Source organism: Flavobacterium sp. B167r (assembly GCF_056824315.1).
Genome location: NZ_CP124859.1, coordinates 1994274 through 2011083, shown reverse-complemented (window position 1 = coordinate 2011083; position 16810 = coordinate 1994274). Strand labels below are relative to the sequence as shown.

The following is a 16810-nucleotide window of genomic DNA, read 5'->3' as shown; positions in this document are numbered from 1 at the left end:
TTTTTTCACACAAAGCATTCGCGTAATTAAAGACAGTGATTTTTAAACACAAAGATTAGAATAAATAATTCGTGAATTCGTGGCTAACTTTTTTATTTAACATTCTCTTTTTCTTTAAAAAATCTCTTATCTCTATCTTTGCATTTCTATTTAAAATTGCAAAATGAGAAAATTCACTACTCACCTTTTATCTTTTACATTCTTACTTCTTACAACTTTTTTAGAAGCCCAAAATAACAAAGACAATTATGTAGTTTTAATTTCGATGGATGGATTTCGCTGGGATTACGGCAAACAATTCAATCTTCCGAATTTGAAGCAGATTGAAAAAGAAGGCGTTCATGCCAAATCAATGAAACCGTCTTATCCAAGTAAAACTTTCCCGAATCATTATTCTATAGTTACTGGACTTTATCCCGATCATCACGGAATCATCAATAATGTTTTTTATGACGCTTCTTTAAACCAATCATTTTCATTGTCAAGCAATGCTAAAAACGATTCCAGATTTTATGGAGGAAACCCGATTTGGAATCTAGCCGAAGAACAAGGCGTTAAAACAGCTTCTTTCTTTTGGCCAGGTTCTGATATTGATAAAAGAAATCCGAGTTACTTCAAAAATTATGATGGAAAAGTTCCATACGGCGCCAGAATTGATACGGTTATGAAATGGCTACAGCTTCCTGAAAAACAAAGACCTCATTTAGTCACTTTATATTTTGACGAACCAGATCATACAGGACATAATTTTGGTCCGCTTTCGCCAGAACCCAGAAAAACGGTAATCAAAATGGATTCGATTATAGGCGAAATTTCAAGAAGATTAGATCAATTGCCTATCGGAAAACAAATCAATCTAATCATCGTTTCAGATCACGGAATGGCTGATATTAGCAATGACAAAAAAGTAGCCGTTTTAGATTATTTAAAACCAGAATGGCTAGGTTATAAAGATGTTGTTAACCCTATTATGAGTTTACAGGCAAAACCTGGCTATCAAGATTCTATTGCCAATGCGTTGAAAAAAGTGCCTCATATTAAATTCTGGAAATCGACAGAAGTTCCTGAAAGATTGCATTACGGAACCAATCCGCGTGTACATGATTTTGTTATCGAAGCAGAAAAAGGATGGAGTTTAGTAAGCAAAGAAAGCACCCATATAAATGGCGGAACTCACGGCTACGACAATAACGAGAAAGATATGCACGCCATTTTTTATGCTAAAGGACCGGCTTTTAAAGTAAATAAAAGAGTCAAAACATTTCAAAATGTTTCCGTTTATCCACTAATCGCTCATATTTTAGGTTTACAAATTGGAGAGATTGACGGAAAATTGAGCGATGTTGATGCAATGCTGAAATAATGTGGCAATTTGATAATGTGTCAATTAGATAATGTGTCAATTAGATAATTAGACAGCGTACTTGTCACCCTGAGCGAAGTCGAAGGGCGTTCCAATTGGTACGTGGGCTTCGACTCCGCTCAGCCTGACAAAAACTTGATACTTTATAAAACAATAAACCCGACAAGTTTAAAAAAACTGTCAGGTTTATATTTGCAAACGTTAGACGCACTTCAGTGCATCTCTACAGATATACGATATGTGAAATTATTTTCTAATTTTCAAATTGACACATTACCACATTGCCAAATTCTCTAATTAAAAATTAGTTCCAACAGAAACCTCTTTCCATTTCCCTAATTCATTTTGAACACTTGCAATTTTCTGATTTGCCATATTAAAAGCATCTTCACCTAAAAACAAATGCAAAGGCGGATTTTGATCTTGACTTATTTTAATTAAAGCTTCAGCCAATTTTACTGGATCTCCTGGTTGATTTTCGTTGATATCATCTTTGTGAGCACTTTGAGATTGTCTTACTTCTTTATACTCCTCAATTGGATTTTCTGGCACTAAAAGTGAACTCTCTTTTAAGAAATCGGTTCTGAAATAACCTGGATAAACGATTGTAGCGTGAACTCCAAAAGGTTTAATTTCTGCCGCTAAAGATTCCGTTAAACCTGCAACTGCAAATTTTGTTGAGCAGTAAATTCCCCAACCTGGAAATTCTCCATAATATCCTCCAACAGAAGAAATATTAAAAATATGACCCGATTGATTCGCACGAAGAATTGGCATTGTATTTCTGATTACATTCAATAATCCGAAAACATTTACTTCGTAATTTTTTCTGGCTTCCGCATCTGTTAGTTCTTCTAAAGCACCTAATAATCCGTAACCAGCGTTATTTACTAAAACATCGATTGTTTTAAAATGATTTATGGTTTTATCAATAGCTGTTTTTACACTTTTTTCATTGACTAAATCCATTTCAAGAGGAAGGAAATTTTCTGATGCATTTCCTAATTCTTTAACTAACGTAGCTTCATTTCTTGATGTTGCTGCAACTTTAAAACCTTCTGCTAATAATTTCTTAGCTAATTCTAATCCAAGTCCTTTTGAAGCACCTGTGACAAACCAAACTTTGTTATTTCCCATGACTTTAAATTTTTACGTTTATAATTACACGACAAAGGTATTGGCAAAGTGTTTCTTAAAAATTAAAGCAATCAAGCAAGAAGTTGCAAAAATCAATCAATTTCCACTAAACGATAGTTTTTGGGTGAAACTTGAACATTTTTCTTGAAGAAATTAATAAAATGAGACAATTCTTCGAAACCTAAACACCAAGCAATTTCATTAATATTCCAATTGGTTTGTTTCAAAAGAATCATTGATTCTTGAATTATTCTTTCTGAAATGATCTGAGAAGTTGTCTTTCCAGTCGTTTCTTTTAATGCTTTGTTCAAATGATTTACATGCACATTTAACTGACTCGCATATTCTGAAGGTGAACGAAAATTAATTTGCTGCGAAATAGATTCAACAGGGAATTGTCTTTCCAGCAATTCTAAAAACAAAGAAGAAACTCGAATTGTAGCATTCGATTTACTGTATAATGAAGCAGTTACAGTTTGTGTTTTTAATGCTAAATGAATGATTTCAAAAACTAGATTTCGAAGCACATCATATTTAAAAGCATAATCAGAATTGATTTCTTCTAACATTTTTAAATAAACTGTCTTTAAAGATTCTGCTAATTCTGTAGAAACAGGAACCACAGGATTGCCGCCTGGCTGAAACAAAGGATATTCTTTTAAATTCCCAAACTGACTAAAAAATGCGTCTGTAAAAATGCAGAAAAACCCAGTTTGATTTTCATCGATATGTTCCCAACTATACGGAATTTGCGGATTTGCAAAGAATAAAGCCTGATCTTCAATCGTTACGACTTTATCCGCATAATGCACCTTATTTTTGCCAATGATTAAACTTATCTTATAAAAGTCTTTTCTAGTATAAGGCAATGGGTTGCAAGTGCTTCCAACGTATTCATCCAGTTTAAAAACATTAAAATGTCCGATTTCTTTTTTAAGATTCTCAGGCATTCCATTGATTTTAACTGTGTAAAAATCTTCTAATGTTTCTGTTAGCTTCATTTTACAAAGTTACGAAAATCAAATTATTTTAATTAGATAATTTGGAAATGTGTCAATTAGATAATTAGACAATGTACTTGTCACCCTGAGCAGAGTCGAAGGGCGTTCCAATTGAAACGCGGGCTTCTCCCGAAGTCTCGGGACGCTCAGCCTGACAAAACTTAATACTTTATAAAATAATAAACCCGACAGATTTTAAAAACCTGTCGGGTTTATCAGCAAATAATATACGTTTGTTAAGATAATTTTCTAATTATCAAATTGACACATTCTCTAATTAGGACACCACTTTGTACGTTGGATCTTCAATTATATTTACATTAATAACTGCATTAGCATTTTTTAGTAATTGTCTGCAATCTTCACTTAGATGTTTTAACTCAACTACTTTATTTAACTGATTGTATTTCTTGGTTAGATTATTCAAGGCTTCGATCGCAGACATATCTGAAACACGGCTTTCTTTAAAATCGACTATAATGTGATTTGGATCGTTCTGGATATCAAATTTTTCTAGAAAAGTAGCAATTGAACCAAAGAATAACGGTCCGTAAATTTCATAATTTTTTACGCCATTTTCGTCGATATAATGTTTTGCTCGAATTCTTTTAGCACTTTCCCAAGCAAAAACTAAAGCTGAGATGATTACACCAATTAAAACCGCCAAAGCCAAATTGTGCAAAACAATTGTGATTAAAGCGACTAGAATTCCAACAAAAATATCATGTCGAGGCATTTTATTAATAATCTTAAAACTTGCCCATTCGAAAGTGGTAATCGCAACCATCATCATAACACCAACCAAAGCCGCCATTGGCAATTTTCCAATTACTGGAGCTCCAAAAAGAATAATCATTAAAATCGTCAAAGCACCAATAATTCCAGAAAGTCTTGCTCTAGAACCTGCTCCAAGATTTACTAATGTTTGAGCAATCATTGGACAGCCTCCCATTCCGTAGAAAAAACCATTTAAGATATTTGAACTTCCTTGCGCAATGCATTCTCTGTTACTGTTTCCTCTTGTTCCAGTAATTTCGTCGACTAAATTCAGCGTAAGCAAACCTTCCGTCAAACCAACCGCGGCAACAATTACCGAATACGGAAAAATCACTTTTAAAGTATCAAAAGAAAATGGAATATTCGGAATATGAAATGGAGGAAATCCGCCCTGAACTGAAGCGATATCTTCTACCGTTTTGGTTTCAATATTAAAAACAATTACCAAAGCAAAAACGACCATAATTGCAACCAAAGAAGCAGGAACCGCTTTTGTAATCTTCGGAAAAATTAAAACTATCGCAATTGTTAAGGCAACCAAGGCTAACATTATATACAACGGAGTTCCCTGAAGCCAAAAAACCTGACCATTAATAACGGTTTTAAACTGTTCCAATTGCGACATAAAAATCACAACCGCCAAACCGTTTACAAAACCAAACATTACAGGTTGCGGAACTAATCGAATGAATTTTCCCAATTTAAAAAGTCCGATGCAGATCTGGACAACACCGCCGAGAGCCACGGCAGCAAAAACATATTCTATTCCGTGCGATTTCATCAAGGCGATTAAAACAATCACGGTTGCTCCTGCTCCACCAGAAATCATTCCTGGTCTTCCACCAAAAATAGCCGTAACTAAACCTGCAATAAACGCGGCATACAATCCAACTAAAGGAGGAAATCCTGCTAAAATAGCAAAAGACAACGATTCTGGAATCATGGTCATGGCTACAGTTAAACCTGCTAAAATTTCGTTTTTGTAATTGACTTTTTGGCTAAAATCAAAGAGTTGGAATGCTTTTTTCATGGCGCAAAATTAAACAAATAATACGCAAAAAAGAACAAACCTTTTATAGTATAAAAGTAACATGAAGCCTCTACGAGACATAAACAGCTAAATCAGGCTAGCTGTTCGAGAAGAAAGAGAAAAAGTGAAAGTATAAAATCTATCATTTAAGTATTATTTTTAGAATTAGAATATCACGCAAAACACTTACAAAAAAAGCAAATATGTTAGCGTATTTACACCTGATTTAAAATGTAAAATTATTCCAATCGCACGCAAATATATCCTAAACCGCTTACTTGGCTCATCACATTATTACACTGCAAATCAAAACCTTCAACTCTTAATATTTTATCACAATCTTCCAAATCAAAATTAATTTTATAATTTGGAAAATGGTTTTGCATGACTGCAATTACATAATCTCCATCAGATTTTTTCTGAACGTTGGTTTTAAAAATTTCAACTACCATTTCTTCTTCTTTTAATTCTTTTACCTTATACATTTTACTTTCGATTAAAAAGATTATACGAAACTCCAAATCTAAAATACCCTTGCGTATCTTCTTTCTGATCGTAAACATATCGGTTTGTTCGCTCTCCTTTTTCTGTAAGTCGAGCACTTACCACATTGTTAAAACCGCCTTTTGCAAACGCAATCAGTTTTGGAGTAAAACTGTATTCATAAGTAATTCCAGATTTTAATTCTAACTGGTTCAATTCGTAAACGCCTTTTAAAGTTGGAGTATCTAAATTCAAGTAAAAACTTTCTGTATTTAATTCTGTTCCTAACGAAATTCTTCCGTTTTCTAACAATTCTCTTCTAAACAATATACGCTGAGGCAAAATAAAGTCCATATCCCATTTCGATTGTTTGAATTTATGGTTTATAGAAAAAAGTGGCGTAACAGGTACAATCGATGATGGATCAAGCAATACTAAAGCCCCAGCGGTAATGGTGGTAGAAGGTGTTCTTTTAAGCACTAAAACTGCCGATGCAAAACCTTTTAAACGCTGCAACTTTTCTTCGTCGCCATCAATCGTTGCCGTTGCGTTGTAAATAACTGGTTTCTTAAAAAGTGTCGACATATAAGTTGCTGTCAATGCCCCTGCCCAATAATGAAATTCTCGATTTTCTTTCGTATACGTTTGATTCGTTTGATAATTATGAACCTCTCCAAATCCAAAATTTTCATATTTATAACGAAGTGAAGTCGTTAAAACTAGCCTTTTAGATTTTGAAGCATAAAACGGAAGATTAAAAGCTGCTTTAAAACGATTATGATCCTCGATTCTTCCTCTTTCGAATTTATTTCCAAATAATCTTGAATCGTAATTTGATGGCCCTAAACCTTCATATTGCACATCAAAAGTTCGTGTGTTCGGGAATTTGTCAACCACGGCTTTTGCAAAGGTTTTTACACCTGGCTCTTTTTCTTGAGCTATTATTTGAAAAGTGGAAAAAATGAACAAAAATGACATGATTTTAGATTTCATAAGTCAGAATAAATTATTTCGGGATATAAATAAAACTTGAATCAAAAGTAGTTGACATGTCTCTCTTTTAATAGCAATTTTATACCAATGGCGTATGATTTATACGAATGGCGTTGGTATAAATTATCGCTTTCAAATGATTATAAACTATACGATTATAGTATTTTTGCCGTTATGACAATCGCAAAAATCTACCAAAACTTTTTTCTACGAAATATTCTCGTAAATGCTCTTGTTTACTTAGTCATTCTGGCTTGTGTTTACGACGAAGTAAAACTCGATGGACATAGCTGGTCGTACATTCTAAGCAAAATTGCTGTAGGCTATTTTCCTTGTATTGTCTGGATTACAATTTTTAACATCTGCATTATCAATCCTTTTTTATTTCATAAAAAGTTTAAAATATTCTTTACGCTTCTTGCCGTTTATTGGACTTGCTTTTATTTTTTTATGAATTGGTTTTTCCCGCTTGTCGGACTGGGAAATCTCAAGACACTTCAGATTTTATCGCTTATTATAAACGGTTCGTTCTTTTATTTTCTTCACATTGTGATTACCAAAAAAATGAGTCAGGCCGATAAAGACATTATGAATTTTAAGTCTGAACTTTCATTTTTAAAACAACAGCTAAATCCGCATTTTTTATTGAATGCTATGAATAATCTTTATGGAGAAGCACTTGCAGAACCCGATAAAGTTCCCGACAGGATCCTGAATCTTTCAGACATGTTGCGCTATCAAATTGAAGCTTCTAAAAAGGATTTTGTTTTAATGGAAGAAGAAATCGCCTTTATTAAAAAATATATCGAATATTATACGTTTAGAAACGAAAGACTCGCTGTAACACAGAATATTGAAGGTTTAGACGATCAACTTGAGATTCCGCCTTTATTTTTTCTTCCTTTGGTTGAAAACGCTGTAAAATTTTCTGCCGAAACTCCAGAACCGTTTATTAATTTGGATTTGAAAGTACGATGCCGAGGCGTTATTTTTACATTGAAAAACAATTATCTCGATTCGGGTTCCCGACTTTCGAGCACAGGAATCGGAATTGAAAATCTAAAAAGACGTTTGGAAGTTTACGGCTTAAAACATAATTTGAGCTGTAAAAAAGAAAAAAACATGTTTATCGTAAAATTGACCATATGGCACTTACCTACCGCTGTCTGATAATTGATGACGAATCGCCGGCGCACAAAGCCTTGATTTCGCACATCTCCAAATTTGATGAACTGGAACATTCTGGAAGTGCTTTTAATGGTATGGAAGCCATAAAACTGCTCAACGAAAACCAATACGATATTATTTTTCTCGACATTAATATGCCTGTAATTTCGGGTGTAGAATTAATGGAATTACAACCCAATCGCCCGCTTACGATTGTAACAACGGCTTATTCTAATTATGCTCTTTCGGCTTACCAAAACGATGCGATTGATTATCTTTTAAAACCGATTTCGCCAGATAAATTTGCCAAAGCAGTAGAAAAAGCCAAAACTTATTTTTCTGGAAACAGTCTTAAAAAAGAAGTTCAAACCAACGCAAAAGTATTTTCGTATCGCCTTAACGGACAAAATATAGAAATGCCTCTTTGCGATATTCTTTACATTGAAAGTTTAGGAAACTACATGAAATTGTACAGCACCAAACTCAATTTACCGCATATTATTTACGGCTCACTTTCGAGTATTGCGTCAGAAATTGACAGCGCTAATTTCGTTCAAGTACATCGCTCGTATATTGTAAATAAAGAAAAGATTACAAGTGTAACTTCGAAAACTTTAACGATGTGCAATAACGAAATAATTCCTGTGGGAAGGAAATATCAGATTCTTTTAACCAATCTGCCTGTTAAGTAATTGAGATAATTTGTCAATTAGATAATTAGATAATTTTTGAAAAGCTCAACTTTTTTAAGTTGGGCTTTTTTGTTTTTTTTTGTGATTATAAAATGCGTAGAAGTACTTGGTGGTGAGTTTATATTAATTGGTATAATTGCTTGAAAATAAATTTATTGGATTACGGATTTCCGTAAAAAAAACTATTTAAAAGTGGTAATATTTGTAAGTAATTTCGATAAAAATCAATTCAATATAAAATGGAAAAATTTAGAAAAAAAACTATTAAAAAAGAAAATATTCCTTCTACTGATAAAGGAATAAAAGTGCAAGATTTAATAAAACTTGTAGAAAGAAATGAATTCACAAATAAATTATTAAATCTTTTAGATTTTGAATCTATAAAAGATGAGTTTATTGAAATTAAAGGAGCTACAACATTATTTAATATTCAAAATTCCATTAACACGAGATATAAAAAAGAAGATCTGAAAAGCGAATTAAATAATATATCACTATTTAATAATAAAGATTTTTCAATTAATTTTTACAATATAAATGACAACGAGTATTTCAGTGATTTGAAACTTAATAAAATTTCAACGACACCTATTTATTCTGCCCAAAGAGATTTTTTCTCGGGACTATTTCAGATGGATAAATATGCAACAAGACTTATAAATAAAGGATACAAAGAGATTGTAGAAACTAACCTTCAGTTATTAAAAGGTATTACTCAAACAATTAAGAAATATAGAATTTTACATGATAAAGTAGAAAACCTCTTTTATTTAAGAGCAATTATTTCATTAAATAATTATTTTAACTACGATAACAATATTGCAATTGTTGTTGGCTTACTAACACTTCACAATGAAATGAAGAAAAGTAAAATAACTTATGGTTTACAATTATGTGAATATAATGAATCATTTATAAGAATGTTTTTTGAAAGTTCTGAAGTTAATAAATTAGAGAAAGTTGGCAATGTTAAAAATATTATTGAAGTATCTAATGATGAAATAAAAAGAGAAGCTTTAAAGTTTTCAGGAATATGCTCAATAATTTTTAAACATAAAGATATTGAGAAAGAATTATTTATAAAACCACAAGAAATAAAATCAAAAATCTTATCCATTAAGCATAATCAAATTCCTAAAACAGCAATTGAAGAGCTAGGCAACATTGAAAATTCAGAAAAAGTACATAAAAATTTATTTGAAGACATTTCAAAAATTGCAACTATAAAAGAACCTGAACAAATAAAATTTTTGGTCAAACGAAAAGTTGAAAAAGCTAAAAGTGAAGAAATAAAAAGATACAGAGCAGAGATCTTACGAGAACTCAATCATAATGTTTCAAATTTAATTGAGCTTTTAAATGTATTTAAAAAAATAGAACTATTAGCAAATGAAGATATTGAAACCACTGAATACCTTCGATTTTTAATGTATCAAGCTCTAGTTGAAAGGCGTTAAAGTTAAAAATTATAATAAAAAAGAGACTTCTTCACAAAAGTCTCTTTTTCCATTTTTATAATATTTTATAAGTCGTTATTTAGCTTTAAGCAACTTCTCCAAATAAGAAATCTTCTCTTTTCAGATTCTAATAAACGCTCATCAAGCTTTTTATTTTCATCATAAGATTCAATCTCTGTATTTCTTATTTCTAAACAAGACAGCAAGCGCCCCAGTTGACCACAAAGCCAGAAAAATTAAAACGGGTTGAAAAAACAATCGTATTAAACGCGCCTGATCTGTGTCGAGTCCAAAGGCAGAAGTTCCGTTTAGGTATTGTGCTATATTTCCTGGGAAAATTAAAACGTAAAATATTGCCAGCGCAATTCCGACTTTAACTCTATATTTCGTTAAAAATAGCATTGCCAAACCTAAACTTATTTCGACAATTCCAGAAAGAATAACAATCAAATCTTTGTCTAAAGGAATCCAATTGGGAACCTGCGCCTGAAAATCTGTTCTCTGAAAAGTAAAATGTCCGATTGCAGCTGTTATCATAAATAATCCCAAAATTATTCGAACAAAATTTTGAAGCTTTGAAGTTTTTATATTTTCCATAATGTAAAGATTAATTTTTAAATGAACTTTCTAACAAAATTACAACAACTAAAGTGAGATTTTTTGTATATTTTTAATAGCTCTTTTGTTTAATATCCATCTACTTATAATTTTATATAGAAACACAAAAGATTCCTTTGGCTGTATGTGATCGATTAATATTGCTATGAAAATCATTTTTTTTCCTACATCTAATCCTCTTTCAAAATACACAAATTTGCAATTTTGTTAATTCTTTTCTTAAAAAAAATGACAAATCTCGTTATTTTTCCTACTTAATTATTTAAATTCGCCCCCAGCCAATCCCCTAACCTACTTATAAACCAATGTCCATTTTTAATATTTTCAAAAGATCTACAACAAAATGCCCCAGATGCCTCGGAAAAAGATTTGTTGATTGGGATGATATACGCCGTTTAAACCGCCAATTAAAATGGGTTCCTGCACCATGCGCCTACTGCGATGCAACGGGAAGAGTCTCCAAGGACATACTTTCTAAAGTTGCCGTTGACTGCATGTATCTCACAATCGATTTGCCAGAATCTGTTATCGAAAAAATAAAAGGTGGCGATCCTGAAACGGTCGAAAAAGGAAAACAACGTGAACTTTTTGTAGATCATCTTATAGAATATTCAGAACATCATTTCCTCACTCAAAATCTTGATGCCGAAAGTATTGCCAATCTGTATTTAAAATTCGAAGCCGAAAAAGCTCCTTTTGCTGTAACCAGAGAAGAATTAATAAAATACATTCGAGGCGTTATCGAACTAAAGAAATCGGTGTTACAGTAAAGCAAAATTTCTACATTATTATCATTTTTCAATAATAGAATAAATATTATTTGATTTATTTTGCGCACATAATTCGCAAATAATAAACCATATGATTAAAACTTTAAAATTTACTTTTTTAGCAACATCTTTTTTATTCCTTTTGGGATGCTCTTCTGGAGACTGTACTAAAATAATTACCATACCTGCAGTGATTATTCAATCACCTTCTGGATCATCTTCTATGCCAGCATATGAAAGAGAAGTTCCTTGTGATTTTGAAATTAAGCCTGTCGAGGAAACTACTAAAGAACTTGAAAATTTTTCTTATGAAATTTTAAATTTCGTCTATACTCCAGACACAGGTAAGAATACGAATCGACTTCAGATGGAAATAAAATTAAACAATCTTAATAATTTTAATATTGTTGGTTCTCCATTTATTACTTTAAATGTTGATGGAACAGAATCTAACGGAAATTTTGCTTCAAATGCCACTTCACCATGTTATGGAATCGAGGCAAAATCAAGTTGCATTTTTAAATTCGACCAAGAAACTTCATTAAATTACGGATTTATAAAATCTGTGAAAATCGTTTCTGTAAAATATTATGTCCAAAAAAAATAATTCAAAAAACAGGTAAAAATACCTATAGCCACCATTTTATTTAGTGTTAATATTGTTGCGAATAATTTTTAGTTTCTATAAAATTTTCCAATAGAAAGCTTCTTAATTTTTTGTCACTTTTTTTTTGAAACATGAAGTGAGATTTCAAATCGCTGGTACCGATTGGAAATTTCACTTTTTTTGTTTTTTGTTTAATCGCAAAGGCGCAACGAAGTACGCAAAGTTCGCTAAGTTTTTTCTCTCGCAGATTTAGCAGATCTAACAGATTTTATTTTTATATGCTTAATCTGCAAAATCTGCGTGAAACTATTTTACCGCAAAGCTTTGTGAACTTTGCGATTGTAATACAATCCGATTGAAAAAAAAACTTGCGTTCTTTGCGTTAAAAAATCATCACTATTAAATCAAAAACTTTTCAAAATCAAATTTCAGGCAGTATTTTTGCTTTCTGTAAATGCCATGAAATTTAAGTCCAAATGACTAGAGAACATTATATTCCGTTTAATAAAGAATTTTTGCTGGAACAGCAAATTTTAGCTTTTGCTGAGAATCCTGAAAAGGTTAATAATTTTAAGAAATTATTCGAAATTATCGAACATTATTATCATTACGAATCTTTTAATCTCAATCGAAATCTAAAACAGCATTATGCGCTCTACGATCCAGATTTAAGTGAAAAAGAACGTGAGCAATTTATCAATAAAAGCAACTTCCCTGTTTTTAAGGAAACACTATTGAAAGTTTTAGAACGTGGTAACTACTATAGAATCAACCAGAAAGCTTTAAATGACGCGTTTAACGAATCTGATTTGATTGGTCTGAATCTTTCTATTGATTTTAATGCTTTTAAAGATTTCGAACTCTACGCGCGCGGACATCATAAAGCAAAAGAAAAAGTCAAAAAATACTTTTTCTGGACCAAAGAAGTCGAGATTGAATATTATGATCGTGTTTTGATTTATCTGAATTACAGCGATGCAGATTATTTAAAAGAAAAGAAAGTCAAATTAGGCAAAATGCCAATTGATCCTGGTTCTATTGCATTGAAAATCTTTAAGCGTGTGCCTAAAAATGATCTTGAAACAACTTTCCCAAATGCGATTCCGAAAATGTCTTTGAAGGATAAATTACTGCTTTGGGTTCCTGGTGTTTTTGGCGGACTTTCGTTATTAAGCGCTAAAGTAATTCCGGCCTTGATCAATATGTACGATGCTTATCAAACAGGTGAAACAATCGATTTATTAAACAGTAAGACTTCCTTAAATCAAGGTTTAATTGCACTCGGAATTTTGGGAGCATATTGTTTTCGCCAATACAATAATTTCATCAACAAAAAAATTAGATATTCTAAAACACTTTCAGATAGTTTGTATTTCAAAAATGTCGGAAACAATAGTGGGGCATTTTATTCTTTATTGAATTCTTCCGAAGAAGAAGCTTTAAAAGAAACTATTCTCGCCTATACTTTTTTACACGAAAGTGAAGAATCTTTAACCGCTGAAGAACTCGACAACCAAATTGAACTTTGGTTTCAAACCAAATTCGATACCGATTTGGATTTTGACGTAAATGATGCTTTAATAAAATTAAAAAGCATTGGTTTAGGAACAGAAATTAACGGAAAATGGAATGTGATTCCGGTGAATGAAGCTCTTGTTGCCATTGATGAATTGTGGGATAATGTTTTTCAGTACAATCAGAAAGTTGATTCTTTAAAAAATTAAAAATGTATACTTACAAATGTTCTTGTTGCGGAGAAGTTTTTGACCAAATGCCGTTGTGTTTTGGAAATGAATTTCCTGCGTATTATTTTGCCATTCCACCCGAAGAACGAGAACAAAGAATTGAATATGGAGGAAGTTGGTGTTATGTAGATGAAGAGCATTTTTTTCATCGCGGCAGATTAACCATTCCTATTATTGATTATCATGAAGATTTAGCTTTTAATGTATGGACTACAATAAGCGAAGATAATTTCTGCCTTCGAATGGATTTATGGGAAGATCCAAACCGAGTAAATCAAGAACCTTATTTTGGATGGATGCAGACAGATGTGCCAACTTATGGCAAAACTATTTCGCTTAAATCAATTGCTATTGAACAAGAATTAGGCTTAATTCCAGAAATAAAATTGACCGAAGAAAATCATCCTTTAACCATAGATCAAGAAAACGGAATTACATTGGAAAAAGCAATTTCGATTGTGGATCAAATAATGAAAATACAGCACGGTAAAACCTAAAAGAAATTTCATTAGATTTACGCATCTAACCTTAAAACCACAAAAATGAGAACATTAGATCAATGGTTTGCAGAATATGCCGTAAGTCATCAAAACCCAAAAAATAAAGCGATACATTATATTTGTGTCCCTGCTATTTACTTTTCAATCGTTGGATTGCTTATGAGTATTCCGAGTGCGATAATTGCTAATACGCTACAATTAAATATGCCAATTATCGAGAATTGGGCATTTTTAGTTTTACTTTTTGTTCTAGTTTTCTATATTAGATTGTCAATTGCGATGGCTATTAAAATCGCTATTTTCTCTGTTCTTTGCCTGATTCTAAATTATTATATCTCGCAATTTGTTCCGTTATGGATGTTCTCGCTTGGTGTTTTCGCTTTGGCGTGGGTTGGACAATTTTACGGACATAATATTGAGGGTAAAAAACCTTCTTTCCTTAAAGATCTTCAGTTTTTATTGATTGGTCCTGCTTGGGTTGTAGAGAATTTATTTTCGAAGAGATAACATTTACCTATTTCTTAAATATTAAAAATTATCAATCAATTAAAAAATCAATGAAGCACTTTTACATTTTTTTCTTTTTTCTATTAAGCACCATTACTTTACATGCTCAAACCAGTAAAAACAAAGAAGCCAAACTAATTATTTTAAATGATAGTTTAACGCTTAAACAATATGAAAGCATTGTAACCAAAGAAATTCAAAACGGAAAAATCCCTATCTTATATTTTAGCGCAACTTGGTGCGGGCCTTGTGTCCAATTCAAAAAAAAGCTTAAGGAAGACAAAGCTTTCAGTGCCAAATTAAAAGACTATACTTTCATTCAAGCCGATTTATCTGATCTTAACACTTGCGATAACAACACGCGTTTAGGAAACATATTGGGCTGTAGAAATTGGCATGGTTCGGTACCAAGATTTTCAAAAGTAGATAAAAACGGACTTGAGATAAATACCATTATGGGATCTGGCTGGTTTATGCAACAACCTTTACGAACCGATGAATTTATCAGCAGAATCATGATTCCGAACAAAGACAGTTATATTTTTCCAAATCTAAAATAACAATGTTAAAAGGGCAAAATCTTATTTTGTCCTTTTTTTACGATTAAAATCTGCTCCAAATATTTTTTATATTAGCCTAATGAATTAATTCAAAACATGAGAAAATTATCTGCCCTGTTAGCATTCGGAATTCTATTTTCTGCCTGCAAGAAAAATGATGACAAAACGATTTCCAACTCCGATAAAGTAAAAAATGACAGCATTAAAGTACAATCGGCAACAACTGAAACATTAAATGCTGGATTATTAGAACAATTTTCTAAAAACAAAAATGAAGTTATTCTCCAATTAAAATCAATACAAAATAAAGAAGCTGCCAATGCATTGTATGAGAAATATTTTGAAGAAAGCAGTTCTTTATTGCAAGAAATAGCTGGAAAAGAATCTGGAGTATTGGATAAGTTTTATAATGAAGATGAATCAAGCAAAAAAGCGGTAAAACTTTTAGGCGAAAGACTTTCTCAACATCAATTAGAATTTTCTGAAATTGGGGAAGGATATGTTGAAATAGATCCCCTTCCTGATTTCTATTATAAGATTTTTAAAAACTATGTAACAGATGACTATAAAGATTATTTATACTTAAAAAGCGAAGAAAATAAATCGCTATATTCTGCAGATGCTGGACTTGTAATCTCATTTAAAGATTTGGGTGATAGAGTAATTTCGTGGGAAAATTTTATGACTAAATATCCGAATTCAAAACTAATTGCATCTGTAAAAGAAGAATACAAAAATTATCAAATGGATTACTTAGTTGGCCAAGACAATACGCCAACTGCCGAAAGATCTTCAGACGAAAAATATATTTATCCAGAAAATATTCAAGAGTTTAATCGTTTCTTGAAAAAGTATCCAAATAGTCCAACTGTTCCTTTAGTCAATTTGTTTATGGAGAACTTTAAGAGTGAGAGTATTTTTGATATTTTAAGAGCTGAACAGAATAAATTGTAACAATGCTTAGAACATTAATTTTATTTAGTTTTATTTCGCTTCAAGCAATAAATGCCAATGGATTATCTAATGAAGATGAAAGTGTCAATTTCAAAATACACAAATGTTCTATTAAGAACGCAGTGCTTAAAACTGAAAGAACAGAGAAAGATCGAAAATTTATTTTTTGGAAGCTACGTCATAAAAAAATCATTATCATTGATCGAGTAATTGACGAAAATGGTCATACAGTTTTCAAGAAAAAATCTGTACATATTTGTTCAATGGATGCCTGCGACAACAGAAATTTTCGCAGAATTAGAATTATTGAAAACGAAATATGGATTTTTCAATACAATAGAAATTCAGAAAAAGGAATAATAAAGTGCTATGACTTTTGCGGAAAATATTTAAGTCAAAAGAAATGGGACGATGACAAGTCGTTTGAAGATTATTAATTAAAAACTTAA

Annotated in this window: 18 protein-coding genes; 12 read left to right on the top strand and 6 right to left on the bottom strand. The window is 31.7% G+C overall.

The annotated features are described in order from the left end of the window. Nucleotides 1-163 precede the first annotated feature (163 nt). Nucleotides 164-1363 carry an alkaline phosphatase family protein gene (locus tag QLQ96_RS09055; RefSeq protein WP_482496370.1) on the top strand — a complete coding sequence of 400 codons (1200 nt, stop codon included), beginning with the start codon at nt 164-166 and terminating at the stop codon, nt 1361-1363. Nucleotides 1364-1660: 297 nt separating this feature from the next. Here QLQ96_RS09055 and QLQ96_RS09050 read toward each other — a convergent pair whose 3' ends face one another. The 5 genes from QLQ96_RS09050 to QLQ96_RS09030 all read right to left on the bottom strand — a co-directional run bounded on the left by QLQ96_RS09050 (nt 1661) and on the right by QLQ96_RS09030 (nt 6769). After that, nucleotides 1661-2500, bottom strand: a complete 840-nt coding sequence (locus tag QLQ96_RS09050; protein WP_482496369.1) for an SDR family NAD(P)-dependent oxidoreductase — start codon at nt 2498-2500, stop codon at nt 1661-1663. 92 nt (nt 2501-2592) lie between these two features. After that, nucleotides 2593-3501 carry a helix-turn-helix domain-containing protein gene (locus QLQ96_RS09045; RefSeq protein WP_482496368.1) on the bottom strand — a complete coding sequence of 303 codons (909 nt, stop codon included), beginning with the start codon at nt 3499-3501 and terminating at the stop codon, nt 2593-2595. 277 nt (nt 3502-3778) lie between these two features. Continuing rightward, nucleotides 3779-5308, bottom strand: coding sequence for a SulP family inorganic anion transporter (locus QLQ96_RS09040; protein ID WP_482496367.1), 1530 nt, complete (start codon nt 5306-5308; stop codon nt 3779-3781). A 239-nt stretch (nt 5309-5547) separates the two neighbouring features. Beyond that, nucleotides 5548-5793, bottom strand: coding sequence for a hypothetical protein (locus QLQ96_RS09035; RefSeq protein WP_482496366.1), 246 nt, complete (start codon nt 5791-5793; stop codon nt 5548-5550). A gap of 1 nt (nt 5794) precedes the next feature. After that, nucleotides 5795-6769, bottom strand: coding sequence for a hypothetical protein (locus tag QLQ96_RS09030; RefSeq protein WP_482496365.1), 975 nt, complete (start codon nt 6767-6769; stop codon nt 5795-5797). A gap of 102 nt (nt 6770-6871) precedes the next feature. On the opposite strand from QLQ96_RS09030, the gene QLQ96_RS09025 reads away from it, so the two are divergent. The 3 genes from QLQ96_RS09025 (at nt 6872) to QLQ96_RS09015 (ending at nt 10100) form a co-directional block, all read left to right on the top strand. Next, the gene (locus QLQ96_RS09025; protein WP_482496364.1) at nt 6872-7954 is read left to right on the top strand and encodes a sensor histidine kinase; all 1083 of its coding nucleotides are present in this window, start codon (nt 6872-6874) and stop codon (nt 7952-7954) included. Beyond that, nucleotides 7930-8643 (top strand): LytR/AlgR family response regulator transcription factor, encoded by a 714-nt coding sequence (locus QLQ96_RS09020; protein WP_482496363.1) that lies wholly within the window; start codon nt 7930-7932, stop codon nt 8641-8643. Before QLQ96_RS09025 ends, QLQ96_RS09020 begins: the two co-directional genes overlap by 25 nt. Nucleotides 8644-8882: 239 nt before the next feature. Next, on the top strand, nt 8883-10100 hold the full coding sequence (locus tag QLQ96_RS09015) for a hypothetical protein (protein ID WP_482496362.1): 1218 nt from the start codon (nt 8883-8885) through the stop codon (nt 10098-10100). Nucleotides 10101-10268: 168 nt separating this feature from the next. Here the strand turns inward: QLQ96_RS09015 and QLQ96_RS09010 are convergent, their stop codons facing one another. Continuing rightward, complete coding sequence (locus QLQ96_RS09010) at nt 10269-10697, bottom strand: DoxX family protein (protein WP_482496361.1); 429 nt, start codon at nt 10695-10697, stop codon at nt 10269-10271. A 326-nt stretch (nt 10698-11023) separates the two neighbouring features. Between QLQ96_RS09010 and QLQ96_RS09005 the strand changes: the two genes are divergently transcribed. The 8 genes from QLQ96_RS09005 to QLQ96_RS08970 all read left to right on the top strand — a co-directional run bounded on the left by QLQ96_RS09005 (nt 11024) and on the right by QLQ96_RS08970 (nt 16798). After that, a complete protein-coding gene (locus QLQ96_RS09005) occupies nt 11024-11488 on the top strand; it encodes a hypothetical protein (protein WP_482496360.1) in 465 nt (154 codons plus the stop codon). A gap of 91 nt (nt 11489-11579) precedes the next feature. Beyond that, nucleotides 11580-12095 carry a hypothetical protein gene (locus QLQ96_RS09000; RefSeq protein WP_482496359.1) on the top strand — a complete coding sequence of 172 codons (516 nt, stop codon included), beginning with the start codon at nt 11580-11582 and terminating at the stop codon, nt 12093-12095. A 476-nt stretch (nt 12096-12571) separates the two neighbouring features. After that, nucleotides 12572-13819, top strand: a complete 1248-nt coding sequence (locus tag QLQ96_RS08995) for a TMEM143 family protein (protein WP_482496358.1) — start codon at nt 12572-12574, stop codon at nt 13817-13819. Between the two features lie 2 nt (nt 13820-13821). Then, nucleotides 13822-14337 (top strand): DUF2199 domain-containing protein, encoded by a 516-nt coding sequence (locus QLQ96_RS08990; protein ID WP_482496357.1) that lies wholly within the window; start codon nt 13822-13824, stop codon nt 14335-14337. Between the two features lie 45 nt (nt 14338-14382). Then, nucleotides 14383-14847 carry an Mpo1 family 2-hydroxy fatty acid dioxygenase gene (locus QLQ96_RS08985; protein WP_482496356.1) on the top strand — a complete coding sequence of 155 codons (465 nt, stop codon included), beginning with the start codon at nt 14383-14385 and terminating at the stop codon, nt 14845-14847. A gap of 50 nt (nt 14848-14897) precedes the next feature. Then, a complete protein-coding gene (locus QLQ96_RS08980; protein WP_482496355.1) occupies nt 14898-15407 on the top strand; it encodes a thioredoxin family protein in 510 nt (169 codons plus the stop codon). A gap of 96 nt (nt 15408-15503) precedes the next feature. Further along, nucleotides 15504-16361, top strand: coding sequence for a hypothetical protein (locus QLQ96_RS08975; RefSeq protein WP_482496354.1), 858 nt, complete (start codon nt 15504-15506; stop codon nt 16359-16361). Nucleotides 16362-16363: 2 nt separating this feature from the next. Then, nucleotides 16364-16798 carry a hypothetical protein gene (locus QLQ96_RS08970; protein WP_482496353.1) on the top strand — a complete coding sequence of 145 codons (435 nt, stop codon included), beginning with the start codon at nt 16364-16366 and terminating at the stop codon, nt 16796-16798. Nucleotides 16799-16810: the final 12 nt, after the last annotated feature.

Bases quoted from the DNA above. Each gene is read 5' to 3' on its own strand.
- QLQ96_RS09025 (WP_482496364.1), top strand. From the start codon at position 6,872: ATGGCGTATGATTTATACGAATGGCGTTGGTATAAATTATCGCTTTCA.
- QLQ96_RS08990 (WP_482496357.1), top strand. From the start codon at position 13,822: ATGTATACTTACAAATGTTCTTGTTGCGGAGAAGTTTTTGACCAAATG.
- QLQ96_RS09035 (WP_482496366.1), bottom strand. From the start codon at position 5,793: ATGTATAAGGTAAAAGAATTAAAAGAAGAAGAAATGGTAGTTGAAATT.
- QLQ96_RS09020 (WP_482496363.1), top strand. From the start codon at position 7,930: ATGGCACTTACCTACCGCTGTCTGATAATTGATGACGAATCGCCGGCG.
- QLQ96_RS08980 (WP_482496355.1), top strand. From the start codon at position 14,898: ATGAAGCACTTTTACATTTTTTTCTTTTTTCTATTAAGCACCATTACT.
- QLQ96_RS09030 (WP_482496365.1), bottom strand. From the start codon at position 6,769: ATGTCATTTTTGTTCATTTTTTCCACTTTTCAAATAATAGCTCAAGAA.
- QLQ96_RS09015 (WP_482496362.1), top strand. From the start codon at position 8,883: ATGGAAAAATTTAGAAAAAAAACTATTAAAAAAGAAAATATTCCTTCT.
- QLQ96_RS09000 (WP_482496359.1), top strand. From the start codon at position 11,580: ATGATTAAAACTTTAAAATTTACTTTTTTAGCAACATCTTTTTTATTC.
- QLQ96_RS08985 (WP_482496356.1), top strand. From the start codon at position 14,383: ATGAGAACATTAGATCAATGGTTTGCAGAATATGCCGTAAGTCATCAA.
- QLQ96_RS09010 (WP_482496361.1), bottom strand. From the start codon at position 10,697: ATGGAAAATATAAAAACTTCAAAGCTTCAAAATTTTGTTCGAATAATT.
- QLQ96_RS09050 (WP_482496369.1), bottom strand. From the start codon at position 2,500: ATGGGAAATAACAAAGTTTGGTTTGTCACAGGTGCTTCAAAAGGACTT.
- QLQ96_RS08975 (WP_482496354.1), top strand. From the start codon at position 15,504: ATGAGAAAATTATCTGCCCTGTTAGCATTCGGAATTCTATTTTCTGCC.
- QLQ96_RS09045 (WP_482496368.1), bottom strand. From the start codon at position 3,501: ATGAAGCTAACAGAAACATTAGAAGATTTTTACACAGTTAAAATCAAT.
- QLQ96_RS08970 (WP_482496353.1), top strand. From the start codon at position 16,364: ATGCTTAGAACATTAATTTTATTTAGTTTTATTTCGCTTCAAGCAATA.
- QLQ96_RS09005 (WP_482496360.1), top strand. From the start codon at position 11,024: ATGTCCATTTTTAATATTTTCAAAAGATCTACAACAAAATGCCCCAGA.
- QLQ96_RS08995 (WP_482496358.1), top strand. From the start codon at position 12,572: ATGACTAGAGAACATTATATTCCGTTTAATAAAGAATTTTTGCTGGAA.
- QLQ96_RS09055 (WP_482496370.1), top strand. From the start codon at position 164: ATGAGAAAATTCACTACTCACCTTTTATCTTTTACATTCTTACTTCTT.
- QLQ96_RS09040 (WP_482496367.1), bottom strand. From the start codon at position 5,308: ATGAAAAAAGCATTCCAACTCTTTGATTTTAGCCAAAAAGTCAATTAC.